Annotated in this window: 18 protein-coding genes; 7 read left to right on the forward strand and 11 right to left on the reverse strand. The window is 40.0% G+C overall.

Annotation, left to right across the window (positions count from 1 at the left end; genetic code table 11):
* The first annotated feature begins 46 nt into the window (after nt 1-46).
* Nucleotides 47-1,753 carry an alpha-amylase family glycosyl hydrolase gene (locus IL356_RS11620; protein ID WP_121848845.1) on the forward strand — a complete coding sequence of 569 codons (1,707 nt, stop codon included), beginning with the start codon at nt 47-49 and terminating at the stop codon, nt 1,751-1,753.
* Here the strand turns inward: IL356_RS11620 and IL356_RS11625 are convergent.
* The 3 genes from IL356_RS11625 to IL356_RS11635 all read right to left on the reverse strand — a co-directional run bounded on the left by IL356_RS11625 (nt 1,742) and on the right by IL356_RS11635 (nt 3,422).
* Nucleotides 1,742-2,107 carry a VOC family protein gene (locus IL356_RS11625; protein WP_121848844.1) on the reverse strand — a complete coding sequence of 122 codons (366 nt, stop codon included), beginning with the start codon at nt 2,105-2,107 and terminating at the stop codon, nt 1,742-1,744. The genes IL356_RS11620 and IL356_RS11625 overlap by 12 nt on opposite strands.
* A 24-nt stretch (nt 2,108-2,131) precedes the next feature.
* A complete protein-coding gene (locus IL356_RS11630) occupies nt 2,132-2,662 on the reverse strand; it encodes an SRPBCC family protein (protein ID WP_121848843.1) in 531 nt (176 codons plus the stop codon).
* Between the two features lie 97 nt (nt 2,663-2,759).
* Nucleotides 2,760-3,422, reverse strand: coding sequence for a TrmH family RNA methyltransferase (locus IL356_RS11635; RefSeq protein WP_121848842.1), 663 nt, complete (start codon nt 3,420-3,422; stop codon nt 2,760-2,762).
* A 35-nt stretch (nt 3,423-3,457) separates the two neighbouring features.
* Here IL356_RS11635 and IL356_RS11640 point away from each other — a divergent pair, with 35 nt between their 5' ends.
* From IL356_RS11640 to IL356_RS11655, 4 genes are all read left to right on the forward strand, one after another.
* Entirely contained in the window at nt 3,458-4,159 is a 702-nt protein-coding gene (locus IL356_RS11640) for an SIR2 family NAD-dependent protein deacylase (RefSeq protein ID WP_121848841.1), read from the forward strand.
* A gap of 14 nt (nt 4,160-4,173) precedes the next feature.
* The gene (locus IL356_RS11645) at nt 4,174-4,734 is read left to right on the forward strand and encodes an adenylosuccinate lyase (protein ID WP_121848840.1); all 561 of its coding nucleotides are present in this window, start codon (nt 4,174-4,176) and stop codon (nt 4,732-4,734) included.
* A 92-nt stretch (nt 4,735-4,826) separates the two neighbouring features.
* Nucleotides 4,827-6,170: an adenylosuccinate lyase gene (gene purB / locus IL356_RS11650; RefSeq protein ID WP_121848839.1), complete on the forward strand. Its 1,344-nt coding sequence runs from the start codon at nt 4,827-4,829 to the stop codon at nt 6,168-6,170.
* A gap of 120 nt (nt 6,171-6,290) precedes the next feature.
* Nucleotides 6,291-7,190, forward strand: coding sequence for a mechanosensitive ion channel family protein (locus IL356_RS11655; protein WP_121848838.1), 900 nt, complete (start codon nt 6,291-6,293; stop codon nt 7,188-7,190).
* A 70-nt stretch (nt 7,191-7,260) separates the two neighbouring features.
* Here the strand turns inward: IL356_RS11655 and IL356_RS11660 are convergent, their stop codons facing one another.
* The 6 genes from IL356_RS11660 to IL356_RS11685 all read right to left on the reverse strand — a co-directional run bounded on the left by IL356_RS11660 (nt 7,261) and on the right by IL356_RS11685 (nt 10,978).
* Entirely contained in the window at nt 7,261-8,076 is an 816-nt protein-coding gene (locus tag IL356_RS11660) for a mechanosensitive ion channel family protein (RefSeq protein WP_121848837.1), read from the reverse strand.
* A gap of 172 nt (nt 8,077-8,248) precedes the next feature.
* Nucleotides 8,249-8,788, reverse strand: coding sequence for a DUF4252 domain-containing protein (locus IL356_RS11665; protein WP_121850692.1), 540 nt, complete (start codon nt 8,786-8,788; stop codon nt 8,249-8,251).
* A 52-nt stretch (nt 8,789-8,840) separates the two neighbouring features.
* Nucleotides 8,841-9,383, reverse strand: coding sequence for a DUF4252 domain-containing protein (locus tag IL356_RS11670; RefSeq protein ID WP_121848836.1), 543 nt, complete (start codon nt 9,381-9,383; stop codon nt 8,841-8,843).
* Nucleotides 9,384-9,465: 82 nt separating this feature from the next.
* Nucleotides 9,466-10,017: a DUF4252 domain-containing protein gene (locus tag IL356_RS11675; protein ID WP_121848835.1), complete on the reverse strand. Its 552-nt coding sequence runs from the start codon at nt 10,015-10,017 to the stop codon at nt 9,466-9,468.
* Nucleotides 10,018-10,032: 15 nt separating this feature from the next.
* Nucleotides 10,033-10,482 carry a hypothetical protein gene (locus IL356_RS11680; RefSeq protein WP_121848834.1) on the reverse strand — a complete coding sequence of 150 codons (450 nt, stop codon included), beginning with the start codon at nt 10,480-10,482 and terminating at the stop codon, nt 10,033-10,035.
* Nucleotides 10,469-10,978 (reverse strand): RNA polymerase sigma factor, encoded by a 510-nt coding sequence (locus IL356_RS11685; RefSeq protein ID WP_121848833.1) that lies wholly within the window; start codon nt 10,976-10,978, stop codon nt 10,469-10,471. The genes IL356_RS11680 and IL356_RS11685 overlap by 14 nt, the downstream gene beginning before the upstream one ends.
* A 234-nt stretch (nt 10,979-11,212) precedes the next feature.
* Between IL356_RS11685 and IL356_RS11690 the strand changes: the two genes are divergently transcribed.
* Nucleotides 11,213-12,724, forward strand: a complete 1,512-nt coding sequence (locus tag IL356_RS11690; protein WP_121848832.1) for a S41 family peptidase — start codon at nt 11,213-11,215, stop codon at nt 12,722-12,724.
* Nucleotides 12,725-12,814: 90 nt separating this feature from the next.
* Nucleotides 12,815-14,296, forward strand: coding sequence for a S41 family peptidase (locus IL356_RS11695; protein WP_121848831.1), 1,482 nt, complete (start codon nt 12,815-12,817; stop codon nt 14,294-14,296).
* Between the two features lie 30 nt (nt 14,297-14,326).
* Here the strand turns inward: IL356_RS11695 and IL356_RS11700 are convergent, their stop codons facing one another.
* Both IL356_RS11700 and IL356_RS11705 read right to left on the reverse strand, forming a co-directional pair.
* Nucleotides 14,327-15,256 carry an ABC transporter substrate-binding protein gene (locus tag IL356_RS11700; protein ID WP_121848830.1) on the reverse strand — a complete coding sequence of 310 codons (930 nt, stop codon included), beginning with the start codon at nt 15,254-15,256 and terminating at the stop codon, nt 14,327-14,329.
* Nucleotides 15,256-16,374 carry a YncE family protein gene (locus IL356_RS11705; protein ID WP_162987883.1) on the reverse strand — a complete coding sequence of 373 codons (1,119 nt, stop codon included), beginning with the start codon at nt 16,372-16,374 and terminating at the stop codon, nt 15,256-15,258. Before IL356_RS11705 ends, IL356_RS11700 begins: the two co-directional genes overlap by 1 nt.
* Between the last annotated feature and the right edge of the window lie 7 nt (nt 16,375-16,381).

Genomic DNA, 16,381 nt, shown 5'->3' on the forward strand with positions numbered 1-16,381 from the left:
TTGATTTCCCCATAGCATTTTATAGCTTTAGACAAAATAGTTGTCTATGAAGAACCTGCTCGCTGCGGTTATCCTACTGGTCACGATGGCTTCGTGCGTTGAACAAAAAAAGGAACCGACCGAAGAACCTACAACTTTGAGCGAGTCAAAGGCCGATTCCATTATCAAAAAACCTTTCGCATGGGAAGGTGCAAACATCTATTTTCTCTTAACCGATAGATTTTATAACGGAAACACCGATAACGACGTTAACTTCGATAGAAATGAACCTACTGGGCCTTTAAGAGGCTTTATGGGAGGAGATTTGGCAGGTATAACAAAAAAAATTGAAGAAGGTTATTTCAATGAGCTAGGTGTCAATGCCATTTGGTTCACCCCTGTGGTGGAACAAATTCATGGTTCAACGGATGAAAATACAGGAAACACCTATGGTTACCACGGTTATTGGGCGAAGGACTGGACAGCCCTTGACCCAAATTTCGGCACTAAAAAAGATTTGGAAACCTTAGTAAAAACAGCGCATAAGAACGGTATACGTATCTTGATGGATGTTGTACTTAACCATACCGGACCGGTAACCGAAGAAGACCCGGTTTGGCCAGAAGAATGGGTACGCTCCTCACCCACTTGTGACTTTAAGACTTACGAAAGCACTACCGCCTGCACTTTGGTAGCCAATTTGCCGGATATTAAGACGGAATCTGATGAGCCTGTCGAACTGCCCGACCAATTATTGGCCAAATGGAAAAAAGAAGGCAGGTTGAGCCAAGAGCTAGACGAGCTTCAGCTCTTTTTTGAGCGCACTGGTTACCCAAGGGCACCCCGCTATTACATTATCAAATGGCTGACGGATTACGTCAACAATCTCGGTATTGACGGTTTTAGGGTAGACACCGTAAAACACGCCAATGAAAATGCATGGGCAGACCTATACAAAGAGGCTTCCCATGCTTTTGAAAATTGGAAAAAAATGCATCCTGATAAAGTTTTGGATGACTCTCCCTTTTTTATGGTAGGAGAAGTATATGGTTATGGAATATCAAAAGGAAGGGAGTATGACTTTGGCGATAAAAAGGTCGATTATTTTGCCCACGGTTTTAAAAGTCTGATCAACTTTGAATTGAAAACCGATGCCCTCACCGATTACGAATCTATCTTCGGCAAATATCATAATTTGTTACACACTAACTTGAACGGTTTTGGCGTGGTTAATTATTTGACCTCTCATGACGATGCCAGCCCCTATGACCGTGGGCGATCTAACCCTATCAAATCTGCTAACGTTTTGCTATTGACGCCAGGCGCATCGCAAATTTATTATGGAGATGAAACGGCTAGGGATTTAAATGTAGAGGGCACCGAGGAAAATCCTGTTCAAGGCGATGCCTCTTTACGCTCATTCATGAATTGGGATGAATTGGATAGTATACCCCGCACCAAACAAATACTACAACACTGGCAAAAACTAGGCTCCTTTAGAAACAACCACTTGGCAGTAGGTGCCGGGCGTCACAAACGTTTATCAAAAACTCCTTATGTCTTTAGCAGAACTTATTCAGCAAACGATATAAAGGATAAAGTGGTCATCGGCCTTGACCTGCCGGAAGGGAAAAAATCATTATCGGTTAAAGGTTTCTTTGGTGACGGAACCAAGCTGTTCGACACCTATTCACAGACTCAAGTAACTGTTGAAAACGGATCGGTCAATTTAGACAACCCTTATGATACTGCGCTTTTGGAATTAGCTCACTGAGTGTAGTGCTACCCTATTGCCTTCTGAATCTATAATCAAGGCCATAAAACCATGGCCATTTCCGATTTCAGTTTTAGGTTTTATAATTTTGCCGCCAGCATCTTCCACTTTGGCCAATTCATTGGCTAAGTCGTCACAAGAAAGATATACTAACATCCCTTTGGTGGCACTGGGCGAATAGTGTTCGTGTTGAACCAACGAGCCTGAAGCCAAAGATTTGCCTTCTTGATTAGGAAACCATCCCATAACAAAACCTCCTAAATCATGTACGGTAATAGAAATATCAAAGACCTTTTCGTAAAATGACTTGGCCCTTTCCATTTTCTTTACAGGAATTTCAAACCATGCTACCATTTCAAAAAAATTAGAATAAGACCATTAATTTTCCAATTGGGTTTTTAAAGAACTTAACCCTTGTTCAAAGTCTTTACCGACCATTTTATCCATACTTAAGAACATGGCCATAATGCTCATCGGAAACTTATTCTTACCGGAGAAGCCCCAAGTAACGGTGGAAGTTTCTTCAGTACTACCCTTATCTATCTGAAGGTAGCAGTCAGAGGTCGATGCCCATGGCTTTAGAAACCTCAACTCAGATTCAATTCGCTCTTCTGGTACTATTTTAGTGATTTCCTGTTCCCCCTCCCCTACTTCTTTATTTCCGTTCCAATAACTGACACAGCCTACCTCACCATCGGTTCCCGTAAATTTTTTCTGCATATTAGGGTCTCGCCTGGCCCATGGAGACCAATCATCCATTTTTTTCAATGATTTTAAGTAAGTGAATACTTCTGATTGAGGCCTCGCAATTTGAATGGACCGTGAAACATGGTATTTTTTTGGTGCTATTAGCGCCAGTAAAAGAACGAGCGCCACGAGACCTACGATGATATAAAGTGCTATATACATTTGTTTTTCAATTGATTGTTGAAATAAATATAGTAAAAATACAGAACGCCAACACCCATTTATACCTCTGAATATTTAAACATCAAAGATCTATAACTCAAGAGGTAAGGCTATCATGGTAGCGCTGCACTATTTTATCTACACTTTTGATTGACTTCTTAGTCCAGTCCAATCTCTTTTCAAACTTCTCCTCTTCGGTTAAACCCCAATCTACTGTTGAATCTCGTAATCTTGCGGATAGCTGATGTAAAATAATCGCAACAGATACCGATATGTTCAAACTCTCGGTAAAGCCGAGCATTGGAATCTTTAAGAATCCGTCACTTTTTGAAATAGCCTCTTCGCTTAGCCCCTCTCTTTCCGTACCGAATATAAATGCTGTTTTTCGGTCCACATTGAAATCGTTCAAAAGACAGCTATCATAATATGGAGAAGTGGCCACAATTTGGTAACCTTTAGACTTAAGGGTATCAATACACTTCGAAGTAGTTTCGTACCGATGAACATCGACCCATTTCTGAGCACCCATGGCAATTTTCTTATCCAATCTTTTGCCAAACCTATTTTCAATTACATGCGCCTCTTGAATGCCAAAAATATCGCAACTTCTAATAACGGCACTCGTATTATGTAGCTGGTACACGTCTTCAATGGCTACCGTAAAAAATTTGGTACGTTCTTCAAGAATCTCGAGAAAGCGTTGTTTTCTCTCTTCTGAAATGAATTTCTCTAAATATGTAAGAAGTTGGTTGTCTTCCATTGATCTAAAATAATAAAAACTCTATTTTTATAAAGATGAAGAAGCAGATAACCATTTTAACCGGAGCCGGGGTAAGTGCAGAAAGCGGCATTAACACCTTTCGTGATGCGGATGGACTTTGGGAAGGCCGTGATGTCATGGAAGTAGCTTCGCCCCAAGGTTTTTACAACAACCCTGAATTGGTGTTGGATTTTTATAACCAAAGAAGAAGGCAACTCCCATTGGTAAAACCGAACAAAGCGCATTTGGCCTTGGTAGACCTAGAAAAGAACTATCATGTTGAAATTATCACTCAAAACGTAGATGACCTTCACGAAAGGGCTGGAAGTACCCGCGTCTTGCATTTGCATGGCGAACTTTTAAAGGTAAGAAGTACGGGCAACGAATCGGATGTCAAAACTTGGCATGATGACCTCATTCTCGGAGATTTTTGCGACAAAGGGCATCAACTAAGACCACATATCGTGTGGTTTGGCGAAGAAGTTCCTCTGCTGCAAAGAGCGGTCGAAATAACGGCACAATCAGATATTCTCATTATTATCGGCACATCGATGCAGGTATACCCCGCGGCAGGGTTGGTCAATTATGTTAGCCCCGAAACCCCTATTTACTTTATTGACCCGAAGCCAGCGGTTCAAGAGCGTGATTTTGAAAATTTGACCATCATGGCAAAAACTGCCGTGAATGGGGTTCCCGACTTAGTACTGCGACTAATGTCCGACCACAATCACAATTAAATAAATAGCGCTACGTGCAAAAAGAAGAACTTTATAAAGCACTTGATTATGTAAATCATTCCCGAGAAAAAAGGGCAGAAATGTCTTCTTTGGTACTCAATAACCCAGAATTAGTACAGCCTTTACTTGAAATAGCCTTTGATGTAGATGATTCTATTTCGAACCGGGCATGTTGGGTTTTAGAGTTTGCGGCCAAAGAGAATATTGGGTACATCTTGCCGTATCTCGATGTATTTACTTCTAACCTTCGAAACGTCCATTTCGACTCCGCGGTCAGGCCTATGGCAAAAATCTGTGAGTTTTTAACAAAGGCATATTTTTCAAAAGACAATAATAGGGTAAAGCAAAAAGTTACAGAAAGTCATCTAGAACTTATTACAGCGGCCTGTTTTGACTGGTTGATAGGCGAACATAAGGTGGCCGCGCAGGCATACTCTATGACGTGCCTTTTGCTTTTGGGCAGAAAGTATGATTGGATACATCCTGAATTAAAAATGGTCATTGAGCAAAACTATGGTTCGGGCAGTGCCGCATATCAGGCGAGGGCGAGGCATACCCTAGCGAAATTAAAGTAATCTGGTTTCCTTTTTCCTTATGAAGTAATCCTTAAAAATCGACCTGAAGTGGTATCTTTGCGTTTTCTAAAATCAATCTGAACGCATCAATTATGTCGCTTAATCCTTTAACCGCTATTTCTCCTATTGACGGACGTTACCGAAGTAAAACCGAATCTCTTTCCGATTATTTTTCGGAAGAGGCTTTGATCAAGTATCGTGTTTTAGTCGAAATCGAATATTTTATCGCTCTTTGCGAAATACCCCTACCTCAGTTAAAGGCTTTCGACAGTTCAAAATTTGATGCCCTTAGAGAACTTTACAAGAACTTCGATTCTGCCGATGCTCAGGAAATAAAGGATATAGAAAAAGTAACGAACCATGATGTTAAGGCCGTCGAGTACTTTATCAAAAAAGCCTTCGACAAATTAGGTCTTAGCGAGTTCAAAGAATTCATTCATTTCGGGCTTACCTCTCAAGATATCAACAATACGGCGATTCCGCTCTCTATCAAAGAGGCTATGAACGATGTGTATGTTCCAGGGTATTTAGAATTACTTACAAAACTTGAAGAACTTGCCTCGGAGTGGGAAGATGTTCCGATGTTGGCCAGAACCCATGGGCAACCGGCTTCACCGACACGACTGGGTAAGGAAATAGAGGTATTTATAGAGCGCCTAAGAGAACAGTTCAATCTATTGAACGATGTACCAAGTGCCGCTAAATTTGGTGGTGCCACCGGAAATTACAATGCCCATAAAGTAGCTTACCCTACTATCGATTGGAAAGCTTTTGGCCAACAGTTTGTCCAACAAAAATTAGGGCTACATCACTCCTTTCCTACCACCCAAATTGAGCACTATGACCATATGGCTGCCTTGTTTGACGCCCTAAAACGTATTAACACTATTATTCTTGATCTTGATAGGGATTTTTGGACTTACGTTTCTATGGATTACTTCAAACAGAAAATAAAAAAAGGAGAGGTTGGGTCATCGGCCATGCCACACAAAGTGAACCCTATCGATTTTGAAAATTCAGAAGGAAACTTGGGGATTGCCAACGCTGTTTTTGAACATTTGGCCTCTAAATTACCGGTCTCTCGCCTACAGCGCGATCTTACCGATAGTACCGTGCTTAGAAATGTTGGGGTACCGTTTGCGCATACTTTAATTGCCTTTCAATCTACTTTAAAAGGTCTGAACAAGCTTCTTTTGAACCGAGAGAAATTTGAAAAGGATCTCGAAAACAACTGGGCGGTAGTGGCCGAGGCCATTCAGACCATTCTTCGTAGGGAAGGCTACCCTAACCCCTATGAAGCATTAAAGGGGCTTACCAGAACCAACGAAGCCATCAATCAAACTTCAATATCATCATTCATCGATACCCTTGAGGTTTCTGAAGATATTAAAGCCGAGTTGAAAGCAATTAGCCCGAGTAACTATACAGGCATTTAAGTCAAGGTTTTTTTGAATAGCACCAAATACTGGTGCATGCTATTACTAAGTTTGCCATATTAGCGTATTTGCGTTATCACGGGTTGAACCGTGCCAATTAAATAACTCAAAACCACCCATATGGAAAACAAATTTTCAGTTGAAGACTCTATAGGCAAACTTTGGGATAAATTAGATGGATGGTTGGATGCCATCATCTTAAAACTTCCTAACATTGCAATGGCCATAGTGGTAATGATTATCTTTTATTTCATTGCCAGAGGCTTGAGAAGATTGTTCAGAAACGTTCTTCTCAAAAGAATAAGTCAAGTATCCATTCAAGAAATTATTAGCAAGACAGTTTTTGTAACCGTTCTACTAATAGGTTTCTTTATAGCTCTGGGTGTATTGGAGCTGGATAAGGTTCTTACCAGTATTCTGGCAGGTGCCGGGGTTATAGGTTTGGCCGTGGGGCTTGCCTTGCAGGGAACGCTAAGCAATACTTTTGGAGGGTTGCTTTTATCCTTCATGCCAAACATAAAAATCAACGATTATATTCAGAATGGTGACGCCTCGGGTACTGTAGAGGAAATAAGTTTACGAAACATAGTAATCAAAACCCCTGAAAACAATACGGTGGTAATACCAAATTCAAATTTTGTTGATAGCGCTTTCACCAACTACTCTTTGACAGAGAGAGGACGCGTTTTTGTTCACTGCGGTGTTGGCTATGAGAGTAATTTACAGGAAGTGGAGGATTTAACCGTAAAAATCATTACCGAGAATTTCGAGCAAAGGGGTAATGAAGAGGTTGAATTCTTCTTCACCGAATTTGGAGACAGCTCTATTAATTTTATGGTCCGTTTTTGGACGGATGTTAGAACTAAAAAACAAGAACACGCTGCTAGACACAAAGCAGTCAAATTGATTAAAGCTCATTTCGATGAGAAAGATATTAATATTCCTTTCCCTATCAGAACCCTTGATTTTGGAAAGAACAACCTAACAATTCATACTGAAGAAAAGAACACTGAAGATTAAACAACTTTAGCTATCTAAAACAAAAAAGGGCCGCACGGAGCGGCCCTTTTTCATTCTCTTAATTGCGATTTTAGCCCTTTTTTTGAATTTCTACTTGATGTGGGTACGGAATCTCGATTCCCGCCTGGTCCAATGCCAATTTACAACCTTCTACGGTACTGAAATAAACCGACCAATAGTCTTCTGGTTTGCAAAAGGGTCTTACGGCAAAATTTACCGAACTGTCGGCAAGCTCCGAAACATTGACAGAAGGTGCCGGTTCTTTCAAAACCTTTGGGTTAGAGGTCAATACTTGCAAAAGAACATCTTTAGTTTGTTTGATGTCCTCACCATACCCAACACCTACTACCGTATCTACCCTCATCTTTCCTTCTGTAGTGTAATTGATAATATTTCCATTAGCTAAAACCCCATTGGGCACAATCGCCAGTTTGTTCTGAGGGGTAATCAATTTGGTCGTAAATATCTCAATCTCCTTTACAGATCCCAGAACACCTTGGGCCTCGATTAAATCGCCGATTCTATAGGGTTTAAAAATCATGATCAGTACACCACCTGCAAAATTGCTTAGTGATCCCTGCAAGGCCAAACCAACAGCAAGACCGGCAGCCCCAATAATAGCTGCAAATGTGGTAACATTGACCCCTAGGGTCGATATTACTATTATGACCAACAGCGCTTTTAGTGCCCAAGCCAACATATTTACTAAAAACCTCTGTAACGAGAGGTCATAGGTGCCTTTGGCCATCATTTTTCGTACTCCTTTTAAAAGGTTTTTAATAACCCATGAACCGATAATATAGATGAGTATCGCACCTAAAATTTTTGGTCCGTACTCTACCGCAAACTCGATTCCTTGATTCATCCAGATTTCTGCTTGTTCCATAATTCAATGATTTAGTTAGTGTTAAGTCATAAAGTTAAAAAAATCACCGATTGGATTAAGGTTATTTTAATGTTACAAAATGAACGTTTATGTTAGTTATAATTCATTCCCAATAAAAAATCCCACTACTTTGAAAGTAGCGGGATTTAATATTGTTCTTAATGATATGTAACTAGCCTTTCAAAAGCTGCCCTAACTGTTCAAGGCCTTCCCCTTTATAATCTGATTTCTCAAGTGCTTTCATAAACTGGATCATATTGGCCGGATTCATATCATCACCTAAAACACGAACAAGCAGAAACCCCTTATCGTTACTGTCTCCATAAATTACCACCTCATCAATTGCCTCATCATCTCCCAAATAACTGATGGTGGCCTTACCGTACGCAGTATTCATTTTCATAAGCTCGGTAAATTTCGAGTCTTTTAAAATTGTCCTTACCTTCGTCCTCTCTACTTGAAATTCAGCATCGTTAGCTTCATTCTTTCTGAAAGCCAGAACATTCAATTTTTTAAATGATTCTAAACTTTTCTTCTGTTCTACCGACATATCTGCCATTTCTAAATTTAAAAGACTGGCCGGTAGATCAATCGATAAAAAATTGGGGTTCTCAGAATTGTCAACATAATATTCTTGTAAGCTTTGCTTCGAAGAACAAGCGCCTAAAAAAAGTAGAACTAAAAGGCAGAAGGTAACTCTGATTGTTTTCATATTTTTTATTGCTTTAAGGTTGAATGCAATTACTAAACACATTAAGCCGTTTTTACCTGCCGGCCTCATTAAGTTCTTTAGGCAAATTCATTTGTTTGGTAAGGGCCGAAATCTTGTTTAAATCGATATCACCCGTAAGTGAAACCAACACACTCTCAAACTTACGATTACCTATTTCAATGTTTTTATTGTTGATATCAGATACAAAAAGTAAAAGTTCGCGAACGTGATTTTCATCTCTACCCTGTTTGATATAGAACTTAACATTGGCTTCTTTGTCTTTTACCCTCATCAATTCTTCCATAGAAGATGATTTTAGGTATTTACTGACCGTTTTGTGCATGTCTTGAGAGATGTTGGCATCTTCTGTTACGAAAACCTTGATTCCGCTTAAGCCCCTAGAAAGCTCGGCGAAATCTTGTGCCTCTTGGTTCTCTCGATCAAGAGATGCGACATCACCCGCTAATTTTATTAGACCTTTGTTAATAGATATCGAGGTAACATGATCCATATCTTCAAACTTGTCAAAGATTGATTGAGCTGATCCTAAAAAGGGTAATAATGCAATTGCTAGTACTAAACTTAGTTTTTTCATGACTGTTGATTTAATGATTGATGAATTAATATTTGATTGTTTAAAATATCTCGACTTTGAATAAGCTGATATGATGTTCCTATTAGCGACCTCCTTTCTTTCCAGCTTCGTTCAACTCTTCAGGTAAGTTCATTTTCTTGGTCAATGAACCAATTTTATTGAGGTCGATATCGCCCGTAAGAGATAATAAGACCGTTTCAAAATTTCGCCCGTTGAGATCAATGTTGGCATTTTGTATACCGCTGACCAACATTAACAATTCGCTCACATGGTCTTCGTCTTTACCGCTACGTATGTAAAATTTTACGTTGGCATCTTTGTCTTTGACCCGCATCAACTCTTCAAGTTTGGCACTCTTTAAGTACCTATCGACAGATGTCTTCATATCGGCACCAATGGCAGGGTCTTCGGTAATAAAAACCTTTAGGTTATTGAGGCTCTTGGCAATATCCATAAATTCTTGGGCCTCTGGGTCGTCTACCTCAACATCGATTTTACTTAAAAGATTGAACATGCTTCGGTTTACGACTACTGCACTGACCTTGTCTAGATCTTCATATTTATCGAACAAAGATTGTGATTGGGCCAAGATGGGGGTAAATACTATTGCCAGTACAACTAGAATCTTTTTCATTTCAGTATTATTAATTTAGTTTTTGTTATAAATCTTCTCTTGCGCTTCTACAAATTCATTTAGATACGCTACTTTTTCAGTACCTCTGTTAAAGTTCTCGGCCAACATGGCCAACGCTTTTCGGGTTTCTTGGTAGGCATATTCGGCCTTTTGCTTTTCGAGCTGTTGCTGATCGTAATAATCTTTACCGAAATAGGTTCCGACCATTAAAACCGTTACCGCGGCAACCGATAACCAAGGGTATAACCTTTTTAGAGAAACACCCGTACTTTTCTTTAGCGGAACTTTTCCGGTGAACCGCTCTGACTTGGCACTATTAAGGTAGCCGAACATCGGTCGGTATTGTTCTAAGTGTGCCGGAATATCGGGCCGGGCAAAATATTCCTTTAATTCTTTCTCTTCGGCTATAGTGGTCTCAGCTTCAAAATACCTAGCCAATAAATCTTCTACTCTATCCAATTCCATAGTTATGTTTTTCCATTAATTTCTCCCTTACGGCCTTTCTTGCCCTTGATAGGGTCACCCTTACCGCTGTAGGTTTCATTTCAAGCATTTCACAAATCTCTTCAAAATCGTACTCCTCAACATCTCGCAATTGTAATACCATCTTTTGCTGTTCGGGCAATTCTTCCATTATTCGTTGTACCCAGTCTACACTGTCATTCGCTTCGACTTGCTTTTGCAAAGAGGTACCTTCTTCTTTGTAATTACTATGAACAAGTTTAAGGTTACCTGCCTGCTTTGACTTTAATCGATCCAAACAAAAGTTCTTTGTCATAGTCATCGCAAAGGCTTCTACATTGTTGTAAGAACCTATTGCCTTACTCTTTGACCAAAGTTTTAAAAGAATCTCTTGAGTGGCATCTTCAGCTTCTTCTCGAGACACTAATAACCGTTTGGCCAATCGGTACAGTTTGTCTTGAAAGGGTGTCACAATTTTTAAAAAATCAGACTGTTGCATTTTTTGATCGGGTTGTTTATGTATACCTGATGAGTGGTCTACAATAGGAAGACGAAGTACCCTCTTTTTTGTTACAATAAACTTTTATATTCTGCGTAATGTAAGTAATTTGGTCATTCATATACTAAAACCTACCGCCCTAAACCACTAAAAGAACTTATAAACTTCTATAAAACCTATCTTTTTTTGGAATGGTAATTGATATCCTTCCCCAAAACCCCAAATGAATAAACTATGAAAAAACTATTTCTCCCGATATACCTTGGTCTGTCTTTGTTTTTTATCAATTGTTCTTCCGACGACAATATCATACCTGATGGCGAACAGGAAGAAGAGGAGCAAATCGACGCAACTGCCGAAGACTATCCTGCGCAGCACTTTATGTGGCAGGCCATGAACATCTTTTATTTTTGGCAGGGAGATGTAGAAAATCTTGCCGACAACAAGTTCACCGGGCCTAACGACCCGAGTTACATTCAATTTTTGGCATCTCAAGATGACCCGGCCGCTTTCTTTTACGAAGATTTGTGCAACAATCATGTAGAAGCCGTTGGTGAGGCAGCTGCCGTAGACCGGTTCAGTGCCGTAGTCGATAATTACGAAGACTTGTTAAATTCATTGGCAGGCATTTCTAGAAGTAACGGTCTAGAATTCAATCTCTATTTGGGCAATAACCAAATTGATGTTTTTGGGGTGGTCAATTATATTATGCCCAACTCAAACGCTTCGGAACAAGATATTTCAAGAGGTGAGTTCTTTAACGGAGTTAACGGCCAAGATTTAACCATCGAGAACTATGCAGGGCTACTTTTCGGAGAAGATGCTACTTACACCCTTAATATGGCCGATTTGGTGAATGACAATATTGTTGGTAACGACAAAGAAGTTACCCTGACCAAAATTGAAAACTTCTCTGAAAACCCCATTTTGGTCAATAAAATAATTGAACAGAACGGAATCAAAATAGGATACCTGATGTATAACGGCTTTTTAGCCGCCTATGATGATGAACTGAACGAAGTGTTCGGTACTTTCAAATCAGAAGGTATCGATGAACTTATTCTCGATTTTCGATACAACCCGGGTGGCCGAGTAACTTCTGCAGTACAGATAGCCAGTTCGGTCTACGGTGCCAAAACCGACGAAGTATTTGTAAGGCCCCGTTTTAATGCTAAGTTGCAAGAGCAGTTCAGTACGGCCGACAATTTCACCGATGTTACTTACGACTCTGAAACTCCTTTGAACACCCTCGAACTTTCAAGGGTATATGTAATTACTACCGATAATACGGCCTCTGCCAGTGAACTGGTCATTAATGGTCTAGAACCGTACGTTGATGTTGTTCAAATAGGTACGACCACCGTTGGCAAAAATGAATTTTCGAATACTTTTGTTGACGACCCAGAAGGAGATTTTCTTTATAACCCGAACCGAATCAATCAGATCAATCCAAATAATAGTTGGGCCATTCAACCCCTGTTAGGAAGAAACGAGAATGCCGATGGGTTTTCAGACTATACCCAAGGCTTGGTACCTGACCACGAGTTGTCCGAAAACATTGAAAACCTAGGTGTGCTAGGTGATGAAAACGAACCCCTTTTAGCCCTCACCCTTTCTATCATTTCAGGAGGAACGGCTAAATATCAAGCGGCAGAACCTTATCCTGCCGATTTTTTAACACATTCCAAAATGTACCAGCCCGGAAAGAACAATATGTTTATGGATGGGTTAATCACATCATTTTAACTAAACACCTGAAAATAATACAATTGCTTTTACGTTGGTGATTATGGAGAAGCTACTTTCTTATTTCATTCTGACCTTAAAATTTAATTGATGAAGAATTTCACCTGGGGGCTGGTGATTCCCCTTTTATTATTTGTTTCGTGTGTTCAAGATGATGATTTTTCAATTCCTGATACGGTTGATCCAGATCCCGCAGCAGGAGTAGAAGTACAAGATTTTATGTGGAAGGCCATGAACTTCTGGTATTTCTGGCAAGAGGATGTTGAAAACCTTTCCGATTCCAGATTTCCTGATACCTCTGAAGGTTCTGCTGCTTACACTGAATTTTTACAATCGGAAAGTGAACCAGGCGCCTTTTTCGACAATCAATTACTCTTTTCCGAAGACCGTTTTAGCTTCTACTCCGATGACTATGTAACACTTACACAGTCATTATCGGGCATCACCAAAAGCAATGGACTCATATTCGGTCTTGTTCGTATTCAAGGTTCAAACGAAGTTTTTGGATATGTACAGTATATCATTGAAAATTCAGATGCTGCCGCCAAACCCATCAAAAGAGGCGATATTTTCACCGCCGTCAACGGAACCACTTTGACCGACACCAATTATTCTTCATTATTATTTGGTGAAAGTGATACCTACACCCTTACTATGGGCGATATAGTAGATGGAGAGGTTGTAGCGAATGAAACAGAAATAACTCTAACAAAAGAGGTCGGTTTACAAGAAAATCCCATTTTTTTGAACGAGATTATTGAGATGGGGTCTTCGAAAATAGGCTACTTGGTATATACAGGCTTCATAGATGAATTCGACGAAGAACTCAATGCTATTTTTGGGAGGTTCAAATCAAACGGAGTGACCGATTTGGTCTTAGATCTACGCTATAACTCGGGCGGTTCGGTAAATACCGCTATTTTACTTTCAAGTATGATTTATGGCACCAATACCAAAGATGTATTTTTAAAGGCCCGATATAACGATAAATATCAAAAGGTTCTTGAGGATAGCGGCACCGACCTGAAACGGTATTTTGCCAATAAAACCAAGAAAGGAACCGAAATCAATTCTTTGAATTTAAATAAAGTCTACATCTTAACGACTACGGGTTCTGCTTCTGCCAGTGAATTGGTCATTAATGGTCTTGAGCCTTATGTTGATGTTATTCAAATTGGTGAGACGACTCGAGGAAAGAACGAGTTTTCCACCACCTTGGTAGATGATAGAGACAATAATTACATTTATAGCCCAGAAAGAACCAGTAAGATTAGTTCTAAAAACCGATGGGCCATACAGCCTCTCTTGGGTCGAAACGAAAATGCCGATGGATTTTCCGATTATACTGCCGGTCTGACCCCCGATATTGAACTAGATGAAGATTTGACCAATTTGGGAGTATTGGGCGATTTAAACGAACCCCTTTTAGAAAGGGCATTAAGCGAAATTTCAGGAACATCCGCTAAAAGAGCTTTCGATGTGCAACTACCTGCAAAACCTATTACCAATTCTAAAATGTACGATCCGCTAAAAGATAATATGTTTATTAGCGATCCTCCGGTAATTTGGTAAAAGATAAAAGGCCCTTAAAAAGGGCCTTTTCTATTCATAAAATCGTTTGTACCTCGCTCGTAACCTCGAGGGAATTGAAATGGCTTTCGGGTGAAATAATCCCGCTAGAAGCTCAATACCATCAACCAACGTTCTTGCCGATGACTGTGTAAAAAGCTCAAAATCGGCCACAAACACATTGTTTGACCTGACCGCCTTTAAAGAGGGCCAGCCTTCTTGTAATAAGAGCGTATGCATTTCTTTGAAAGTTCTCTCTACACTAAAACCGCAAGGTGCTATCACGATTACCTCTGGGTCATATTGCTTAATCTTCTCCCAAGGGGTAACCGTACTGTCGCCTGAAGGATGTGATAACATATCTACACCCCCAGCCAGACCAATCTGATGGGGTATCCAATGGCCACAGTTATAAATTGGGTTCAACCACTCTAAAAGAAGTACCTTTTTTGTTCTTACTTTGGCCTTTCGCAATGCATCTACTACGGCATCAATTCGCTTATCAAGTTTTCCTAAATAATCATAGGCCAGTTCTTCCCTATCAAAAGCTTTCGCTATAGTCAATGCATTTTCAAATACATCATCAAGACCCTGCGGGCTAATCGATATTACCTGTGGCTGCACCGGAAGTTTGGAAACTGCCTGCATGGTACATTCCAAATCGATTTGGCAAACATCACAGACCTCTTGGGTAAAAACAATATCTGGCGCTATTTCGTGCAGTAGGTCCTCCTCTACATAATACAGCTTCTTACCTTCCTTTTTGCTTTCGGTAAAAAAGGTATCTATCTGTTTGCTCGAATAATTTTTCCCCTCAAGCACACATCTAACCACCGGCATTTTTTCCCGCAAGGCGATTTCCGGACATTCAAAGGTAACTCCCTTCAAATGCTCTTGAAGACCCAAGTCATACATCATTTGGGTAACAGCCGGTAGAAAAGAGCAAGCTTTAAGCGAATCCATCAATTGAAATAAACTCCTGTAGGAATAATACCTGCAGCAAGAGTGTTCGTCAATGTTTTAGTTTCCAAGTCATAAATAAGTAAATCTCCTTGACTGGCATAATCCTTGGCATCGGTACCGTACAACTTACCTTCATTAACGGTCATTGAATAGAAAGAAACACCATCTATATAAGGTTCTGTCGGTAATTCAGTAGCATCTGTGCTAATTGAGTATACGCCACCAGCTAATGCATAATACAGCTCGTTTCCATCAATATTCAAACCTCCCGGGTGTTGAATGGTCGTAAAATCAAAAGTTTGGCTTATCTCATTGGTAGTTGCATCAATCTGAACCAATGCCCCATTTGTTTCCTCAGCGGCGTAAGAAGGGGCTCCTCCGCAAAGTACCCAAAGATTACCTTGCGCATCCCATTGCATTGAGTTGGGCAAATCACCTACTTCAATGGTTTTTAAAACGGAGTCTGTCGTTGGGTCGATAACAGATACTTTATTATTTTGTCCGTAGGCTCCTTGATGGGCTACATATACATAATTCTCATTAGCCGAAATTGACTCTGGCCCTAATTCTACAGGTATGGTATTTGTTACTGTATGACCTTCTAAATCTATGATTGCTATAAAATCGTCTTCCTCATCCGAGGTGTCACCCCAATTGGTGACATAACCTTTGCCATTGGAAACGGTAAAATAGCGCGGGTTCAGTAAATCTTCTTCAATTACAGCTACGCTTTCAAAAGTATACCTATTCACCACTTGAATTTTATGGGAGTTGTTGACCACGATATAGGCTATGGAATCATTGAAGGCCATTGATTGAACTATATTACCCAAGTCTTCATCATTTACCTTATTAAATATATCTTGTTCGGTTACGGAAAGGTCTTCTGATATAAATGTGACGGTTCCCGTTCCATTATTAAAAGGGCCTTCATTGGCAATTAATATACCGTTTTCGTATGCATCTGGGGTTTCCTCTTCGACTGGTGGCTCTTCTTCCACAGGGGGTTCTTCTTCTATCGGTGTTTCATCGATTATGGGTGCGTTATCATCATCTGAACAACCAGTGACGAACAAAGTGGATAATACCACTAAAACGGACAGTTTATTGAATTTCATTTTCATA

Origin of the sequence: Euzebyella marina, from assembly GCF_014855515.1 — a bacterium.
In the GTDB taxonomy this organism is placed as follows: Bacteria; Bacteroidota; Bacteroidia; order Flavobacteriales; family Flavobacteriaceae; genus Euzebyella; species Euzebyella marina.